General features: G+C 70.0%; 1 protein-coding gene and 1 pseudogene. Both read left to right on the forward strand.

Annotation, left to right across the window (positions count from 1 at the left end):
- Positions 1–1,009: pseudogene (gene paaA / locus IE249_RS21340) on the forward strand (1,2-phenylacetyl-CoA epoxidase subunit PaaA); the annotation flags it as partial.
- Positions 1,006–1,293, forward strand: a complete 288-nt coding sequence (gene paaB, locus IE249_RS21345; RefSeq protein WP_189706842.1) for a 1,2-phenylacetyl-CoA epoxidase subunit PaaB — start codon at positions 1,006–1,008, stop codon at positions 1,291–1,293. The pseudogene paaA and the gene paaB, both read left to right, overlap by 4 nt.
- Positions 1,294–1,302: the final 9 nt, after the last annotated feature.

The raw sequence follows: 1,302 nt of genomic DNA on the forward strand, positions 1-1,302 counted from the left end.
GCACCCACGCCCACCAGGCCGCCTTCGACGCGGCCGTGGCCGCCGACGAGCGCATCGAGCCGCGGGACTGGATGCCCGACGCCTATCGCGCGACGCTGGTCCGGCAGATCGCCCAGCACGCCCACTCCGAGATCATCGGCATGCAGCCGGAGGCCAACTGGATCACGCGCGCGCCCTCGCTGCGCCGCAAGGCCATCCTGATGGCAAAGGTCCAGGACGAGGCCGGCCACGGGCTGTACCTCTACAGCGCGGCCGAGACCCTGGGCACCGGCCGCGAGGAGTTGCTGGACAAGCTGCACAGCGGCCGCCAGAAGTACTCCTCGATCTTCAACTACCCCACGCTGACCTGGGGTAGTACTCCTCGATCTTCAACTACCCCACGCTGACCTGGGCGGACGTCGGCGCGATCGGCTGGCTGGTGGACGGCGCCGCGATCACCAACCAGGTCCCCCTGTGCCGCTGCTCCTACGGCCCTTACGCGCGCGCGATGGTCCGCATCTGCAAGGAGGAGTCCTTCCACCAGCGCCAGGGTTACGAGCTGCTGCTGGCCCTCAGCCGCGGCACACCAGAGCAGCACGAGATGGCCCAGGACGCGGTGAACCGCTGGTGGTGGCCCTCCCTGATGATGTTCGGCCCTCCCGACGACGCCTCCCAGCACTCCGCGCAGTCGATGGCCTGGAAGATCAAGCGCCACTCCAACGACGAACTGCGCCAGCGCTTCGTCGACATCTGCGTCCCCCAGGCGGAAAGCCTCGGCCTCACCCTCCCCGACCCGGACCTGAAGTGGAACGAGGAGCGGGGACACCACGACTTCGGCGCCATCGACTGGACCGAGTTCTGGGACGTCCTCAAGGGCAACGGCCCGTGCAACGAACAGCGCCTGACCCAGCGCCGGCGGGCGCACGACGAGGGCGCGTGGGTACGGGAGGCGGCCGCGGCCCACGCGGCCAAGCACAGTGGCGAGCACACCGGCGCGGGAGCCGGCCGGACGGGAGTGAAGCAGGCATGACCAACACCGACTGGCCTCTGTGGGAGGTCTTCGTGCGCTCACGGCGCGGGCTTTCCCACACCCACGCCGGCAGCCTGCACGCCCCGGACGCGGAGCTCGCCCTGCGCAACGCGCGCGACCTCTACACCCGGCGCGGCGAGGGCGTCTCGATCTGGGTCGTCCCCTCGACGGCGATCACGGCCTCCTCGCCCGACGAGAAGGACCCCTTCTTCGAGCCCGCCGCCGACAAGCCCTACCGCCACCCGACCTTCTACGAGATCCCGGAAGGGGTGAAGCACCTGTGACCGCCACCG

The sequence above is a fragment of the Streptomyces anandii JCM 4720 genome, from assembly GCF_014650655.1.
Classification (GTDB): domain Bacteria; phylum Actinomycetota; class Actinomycetes; order Streptomycetales; family Streptomycetaceae; genus Streptomyces; species Streptomyces anandii.